5 protein-coding genes and 2 pseudogenes are annotated in these 6,072 nt (G+C 67.4%); all 7 read right to left on the reverse strand.

The window, feature by feature from the left end; genetic code table 11:
• A pseudogene (locus QOC69_RS20630) lies at nt 1-392 on the reverse strand (stage II sporulation protein M); the annotation flags it as partial.
• Between the two features lie 323 nt (nt 393-715).
• Nucleotides 716-880, reverse strand: coding sequence for a hypothetical protein (locus QOC69_RS20635; RefSeq protein WP_526443017.1), 165 nt, complete (start codon nt 878-880; stop codon nt 716-718).
• Nucleotides 881-1,166: 286 nt separating this feature from the next.
• A complete protein-coding gene (locus QOC69_RS20640; protein WP_526443019.1) occupies nt 1,167-1,796 on the reverse strand; it encodes an SRPBCC family protein in 630 nt (209 codons plus the stop codon).
• Between the two features lie 29 nt (nt 1,797-1,825).
• Nucleotides 1,826-2,680, reverse strand: a complete 855-nt coding sequence (locus tag QOC69_RS20645) for an FAD binding domain-containing protein (protein ID WP_526443021.1) — start codon at nt 2,678-2,680, stop codon at nt 1,826-1,828.
• Nucleotides 2,677-5,052: a xanthine dehydrogenase family protein molybdopterin-binding subunit gene (locus QOC69_RS20650; protein ID WP_526443023.1), complete on the reverse strand. Its 2,376-nt coding sequence runs from the start codon at nt 5,050-5,052 to the stop codon at nt 2,677-2,679. The genes QOC69_RS20645 and QOC69_RS20650 overlap by 4 nt, the downstream gene beginning before the upstream one ends.
• The gene (locus QOC69_RS20655; RefSeq protein WP_325714247.1) at nt 5,049-5,582 is read right to left on the reverse strand and encodes a (2Fe-2S)-binding protein; all 534 of its coding nucleotides are present in this window, start codon (nt 5,580-5,582) and stop codon (nt 5,049-5,051) included. Before QOC69_RS20655 ends, QOC69_RS20650 begins: the two co-directional genes overlap by 4 nt.
• Nucleotides 5,583-5,618: 36 nt before the next feature.
• Nucleotides 5,619-6,072, reverse strand: a pseudogene (locus QOC69_RS20660) (XdhC family protein); the annotation flags it as partial.

Raw genomic sequence — 6,072 nt, forward strand, 5'->3', positions numbered from 1 at the left:
TTTGGGCGAATCCAGCTCTTGCCGAGCAGATATGCGCCCAGTACGAGCAGGATGTAGGCCTCGAACTCGATGATGATCGTGAGGGTGTGCGGGATCAGGGCCACCCAGCCGATGTCGGTCGCGGGGACGAGGGTCACTCCGGTCGTATAGGCCCAGTAGGCGAACAGGGGGATGCCCGCGAAGGGCACGATCATCGATGGCAGGACGATGGTCAGCGCACCTATCTTCACCGCGTTCACCGCGAGGATCGTCAGCGCGAAGAGCCACGGATTGTTGATCAGTGACCGGACGAGAGCCGATGTGCCGTCCTCGTCTAATCGAGCGTGCTGATCTTGCGCGAGATGCGGGAAGATCAGTCCGACGGTAAAGCCGACCAAGAAGAGGCCGAACATGGTCGCATTTGCCACGAGGTAGGCGCGGGTGTTCTCGCGGATGATGCGCAGTGGGCGCCACCCGGGAACGTCGAAAGTTCGGTTCTGGGTGGGAATTCATGACTCTGTCGACGTCTTCTTCGAGGTTGGTGAACCTATTGCCAAGTCGTTCATCTGAGATGGCCGATATGCGGTCTAGATCTGCATATGTAGGGCTCCCAGTGCTGAGACTGCGATTTGTGTTCAGGTTGACGCGTTGTCACCCGTTTGTTAGCTGACGGCATCAGAAGCGCTCGAGCTACGGACAAGACGCTAGAGGCGTACGCCGCGGGCTCGGATCCGATCTAGCCGGAGACCGCGTACAGCTGCCAGTCATCCGGGACGCCCTTGAGCGTGTGCACGCCACGGTCCGCGAAGGCGATCCCGGAACCGGGCACCAGGTCCTTCACCGTCCTCGAGGCGAGGAGCTCGTCCGTAGCCGCGAGGTCGCAGACACGTCGGGCGATCACGACTCCGAAGCCAGGTATCAATAGGGGTTCCTCTAAGGAAGAAGCGCCAGATCCTCACCTAAGCTGCTGGCAACGGCGGCCCAAACTACCCAAGTTCCGGGTCGGTTTGAATCAGTTCGGCCCGCGCCAGTTCTGGGCACCAGCTGAGGGCGGCGCGGGCGGGCTCACCGCGGAGTTTGAAATCGTCCAGGGCGGAGCGCAATTCGAACAGCGTCGCGCCGTGGCGGCGGGCAAGTTTAGGCCGACGCAATGCCACATTCGCTCGGATCGGGGGGCCTCGGGCGGGTCAGTCGCGCGACCGTAAGTGCCGCAGAAGGGCGACAGCGAGTACCACCGCCGCGACCGCCGCGACCACCGGGCCGATCCGTTGCAGGGCCGAGCCCCGCGCATAGCGCATCAGATCGAGCGGCTCAGCCTCCGGCGCCGACTCGCCGACGGACTCGGGTTCTGGTGCCGCGACAGCGACCGGCACCGGCGCGGCGAGTTTGTCCGACAGGCACGCGGCGAACTGCTCGATGATCTTCCCGCCGACGTCGGAGATCATGCCGCGGCCGAACTGGGCGGGTTTGCCGGTGATGGACAGGTTCGTGGCCACGGTGCCCGTGGTGTGGTCGCCGTCCTCGGTGAGCGTGATGGTGACGGTCGCGTTGACGGTGCCGTTGCCGCGCGTGTCCTTGGCGGCAGCCTTCAGCACCGCGCGCCGGGCCTGCTCGTCGTGCTCGGTGAGCGTGCCGGTGCCCTTGTACAGCAGCACGATGGGACCGACCTTGACCTTCACGGTGCCGGTGAACGAGTCACCGTCGACCCCTGTGAGAGTGGCGCCGGGCACGCACGGTGCCACCCGTTCGGGATCGAGCAGTGCCTCCCACACCACGTCGATCGGGGCCGGCACGGACAGTTGGTGTTCCAATCGCATGAGATGACTTCCAGGTCGACAGGGATCCTTCAGACGCCGACCGCTGTCGCCACGGCCCGCCGCGTCAGGACCTTCGCAAGGTGGCTGCGGTACTCGGCGTCGGCGTTGCCGTCGGTAATGGGGTCGGTGTCCTCGGCGGCGTGCTCGGCCGCCGCCCGGATCAGCTCCCCGTTCGCCGCCTGACCGATCAGCGCCTCCTCGACACCGCGGGCCCGCACCGGCACCGATGCCATATTGGTCAGCGCGACTCGGGCCTGGCGGATCACCCCGCCGTCAATCTTGACGGTCGCGGCCACCGCCACGATCGACCAGGCCTGCGCGGCCCGGTTGAGCTTTTCGTACCGTGCCTCCCAGTCGGTGTGCTTCGGGATTCGCACGTCCACGAGGATTTCGTCCGGTTGCAGCGCGGTGGTGAAGTAGTCCTCGAAGAATTCCGCGACCGGAATGGTGCGTCGACCCGCGGGGCCCACGGCCGTCAGCGTGGCGTCGAGAGCCAGCACGGGTGCGCACAGGTCGCCCGCCGGATCCGCGTGCACCAGCCCCCCGCCGAGCGTGCCGCGGTGCCGGATCTGCGGGTCCGCGACGGTGCGGGTGGCCTCCACGAGCAGCAGCGCGTGCTTGTAGACGAGCGGGTTGCGCAGCACCTCGTAGTAGGTGGTCATCGCACCGATCACGAGGGTGTCGCCGTCCTCGCGCACACCTCGCAGCTCGTCGATCCGGTTGAGGTCGACGAGGGTGGTCGGGGCGGCCAGCCGCAGCCGCAGCACCGGCATCAGGCTCTGCCCACCGGCGATGACTTTGGCGTCCTCCCCGCCCTCGGCGAGCGCCGCCACCGCTTCGTCGATGGTGGTCGGGGCTACGTAGTCGAAGTTCGACGGAATCATCGGGCACCTCCCTGGGCGGTGTGGATGGCGTGCCAGACCCGCATCGGGGAACACGGCATTTCGATGTCGTGCACCCCGAGATGGCGCACCGCGTCAAGCACCGCGTTCACCACGGCCGGAGTGGACGCGATCGTGCCCGCCTCACCAACCCCCTTGACTCCGAGCGGGTTACCGGTGGCAGGCGTTTCGGTCCGTCCCGTGGTGAACGACGGCAGATCGACCGCCGACGGCATCAAGTATTCGGCGAACGAGCCGGACAGTAGGGTCCCGGACTCGTCGTGCACGGCCTCCTCGTACAGGGCCTGCGCGATGCCCTGGGCGAGCCCGCCGTGCACTTGCCCCTCCACAATCAGCGGGTTGATCACGTGCCCGATGTCATCGACGCATACGTAGGAGCGAATCCGCACCTGCCCGGTTTCGGTGTCGACCTCCGCGGCGCACAGGTGCGTGCCGTGCGGGAACGAGAAGTTGTCCGGGTCGTACGTGGCCTCGGAATCCAAGTTCGGTTCGACACCCTCGGGCAGGTCGTGCGCGGCGAACACCGCGAGGGCGACGTCGGCGAGCCCGACGGCCTTGTCGGTGCCCGTCACGCGGAACTGTCCCCCGGTGAACTCGAGGTCGTCCTCCGCGCATTCCATCATGTGCGCCGCGAAGGGCCTGGCCTTCGCGATCACCTTCTCGGCCGCCTTCACCACCGCGATCCCACCGACCGCGAGCGATCGCGACCCGTAGGTGTCCATGCCGCGCGGCGAAGTCTGGGTGTCGCCGTGCAGCACCTCGACGTCGTCGAACGGGACGCCGAGCTGGTCGGCGACGATCTGGCTCCACGCCGTCTCATGGCCCTGACCGTGTGGTGATGCGCCCGTAACCACCTCGACCTTGCCGGTGGGCAGCATCCGGATCGCCGCATGCTCCCACCCGCCCGCACCGTAAGCCAGCGAGCCGAGTACGCGTGACGGCGCCAGGCCGCACATTTCGGTGAACGTCGACACCCCGATGCCAAGCTGCACCGGATCCTTGCGCTCGCGGCGCTCGGCTTGCTCGCGCCGCAACCCGTCGTAGTCGAACAACTCCCGCGCCCGCGCGGTGGCGGCCTCGTAGTTGCCGGAGTCGTAGGTCAGGCCAGCGACCGTGTCGAAGGGGAACTCCTCGTGGGTGATCCAGTTCCGGGCCCGCAGCTCGAGCGGATCCAGCGACAGTTCAGCCGCGAGTTCGTCCATCATCCGTTCGACGGCGAACGTCGCCTCCGGGCGTCCGGCGCCACGATAGGCGTCGGTGGGCACCTTGTTGGTGAAGACGTTGGTGCACGTGAAGTGATACGAACCGAACTTGTAGATGCCGTTGAACATGAACGCGCCCAGGATCGGTATGCCCGGGCTGACCAGCCGCAGATAGGCGCCCATATCGGCGAGCAGTTCCACCTTCAGGCCGGTGACGGTGCCGTCGCGGCGGGCGGCAAGCGTCAGTTTCTGGATCTGGTCGCGTCCATGGTGGGCCGCAAGCATGGATTCGCTCCGGGACTCGGTGTACTTGACCGGCTTGCCGAGCCGCCGCGCGACGAGCAGTGCGATCACCTCCTCGGGCGTCACCTGGAGCTTGCCGCCGAAACCGCCCCCGACATCCGGGGCGATGACGCGCAGCTTGTGCTCCGGGATGTCCAGCGTCATCGCCAGCATGAGCCGCAGGATGTGCGGGATCTGCGTGGCGGACCACATAGTGATCTGGGCGGCGGTCGGGTCGACCACCACCGAGCGGGGCTCCATGAACGCCGGAATGAGCCGCTGCTGGCGGAAGGTGCGCTGCACGAGCACTTCGGCCTCGCGGATGGCCTGTTCGACGTCGCCGCCCGTGCCGGCCTCCGCCGAGTCGAAGGTCCAGGTGGCGCTGATGTTGGTACCAAGATCCGGGTGCACGAGGTCCGCGCCGTCGGCGGCCGCGCCCGCGAGATCGAGCACTATCGGCAGTTCGTCGTAGTCGACGTCGATCTTCTCGAGCGCGTCGTGCGCCTCATAGGCGCCGCGGGCCACCACGACGGCCACGGCTTCGCCGGCGAAGTTCACCGTGTCGACGGCGAGGGAGGGTGCAGGCGGCGCCTTCATGTCTTCAGTGATCGGCCATGCGCACGGCAGGCTGCCCTGCTCGGCGGCGAGATCGGCGCCGGTGAAGATCGCGACGACACCGGGCATGCTGAGCGCGGCGGTGGTGTCGATACCGGTGATGCAAGCGTGCGCGACGGGACTGCGCAGGATCGCAAGATGCTGCATCCCGGGCAGTACGAGGTTGTCGGTCCACCGGGTGCGGCCGGTGATCAGATGCTCGTCTTCCTTACGCAGCCGGGCCCTGCCGATTTCCGGCTGGGCGGTGGCGGTCATCGCACACCCCCGGCCGTCTCGGCTTTCGCCGCATCCTTGATCACAGCGTCGCCGGACGAGGTGGCGCCGCCGCGCAGCCTCTGCGCCGCATCCTGCACCGCGCGCACGATGTTCTGGTACCCGGTGCAGCGGCACAGGTTGCCTTCCAGACCGTGCCGCACCGTCTCGTCGTCCGGATCGGGTTCCTCGGCGAGCAGGTCGAGCGTCTGCATGATCATGCCGGGCGTGCAGAAGCCGCACTGCAACGCATGGTTGTCGCGGAACGCTTCCTGGATGGGGTGCAGCTTCCCGTCCCGGGACAGGCCCTCGACGGTGAGGACGTCACCGCCGTCGGCTTGCACGGCGAGCACCGAGCAGGACTTGACGCTGTGGCCGTTCAGGTGAACGGTGCATGCACCGCAGTTGCTGGTGTCGCAGCCGACCACGGTGCCGACCTTGCCGAGCCGGTCACGCAGGTAGTGCACGAGGAGCAGCCGCGGCTCCACTTCGTCCGTGTAGGTCGTTCCGTCGACGGTGACAGTGATGCGCATCGGGCCTCCAATGCCGGGAGCGTCAATTGATACGTCCTACTCTGCTCTGACCGGCGGCCAAGGACGCCCGAAACGGCGGAACCGGTTCCGCGGCACACTCAATCGTGAGCAACGGGTTCCCTCATGCGCGTGAATCGGCCCCTGGGTCCGCATCAACCGCTCGCCCCCGCCGCCCCACCGCAGCGCGATGATCCCGGCGGCAATGGACACCGCGGTCTCATCCGGGGTGGGCGCCCCGAGATCCAACCCGATCGGCGAGCACAGCCGGGCGAGCTCCACGTCGGTCATGCCGTTTCGCGGAGGCGGGCCAGGCGGTCGTTTTGGGTGCGCCGCCACCCCATCGCCCGGTCGTATGCGAGATCGAGTCGCAGCGCCCCATCGAGCAGGGGGACGTCGAACTTCGGGTCGTGGGTGAGCACGGTGACCACGGTGCGCCGGTCCACCCTGCCCGCCGTGGCCTCTGCCGCCAGGTAGCGGTGCGGCCAGTTGA

Origin of the sequence: Mycobacterium sp. (assembly GCF_032162105.1) — a bacterium.
In the GTDB taxonomy this organism is placed as follows: domain Bacteria; phylum Actinomycetota; class Actinomycetes; order Mycobacteriales; family Mycobacteriaceae; genus Mycobacterium.

Excerpts from the sequence above, each read along its gene's own strand:
- QOC69_RS20650 (WP_526443023.1), bottom strand. The coding sequence starts at position 5,052 with ATGACCGCCACCGCCCAGCCGGAAATCGGCAGGGCCCGGCTGCGTAAG.
- QOC69_RS20645 (WP_526443021.1), bottom strand. The coding sequence starts at position 2,680 with ATGATTCCGTCGAACTTCGACTACGTAGCCCCGACCACCATCGACGAA.
- QOC69_RS20655 (WP_325714247.1), bottom strand. The coding sequence starts at position 5,582 with ATGCGCATCACTGTCACCGTCGACGGAACGACCTACACGGACGAAGTG.
- QOC69_RS20640 (WP_526443019.1), bottom strand. The coding sequence starts at position 1,796 with ATGCGATTGGAACACCAACTGTCCGTGCCGGCCCCGATCGACGTGGTG.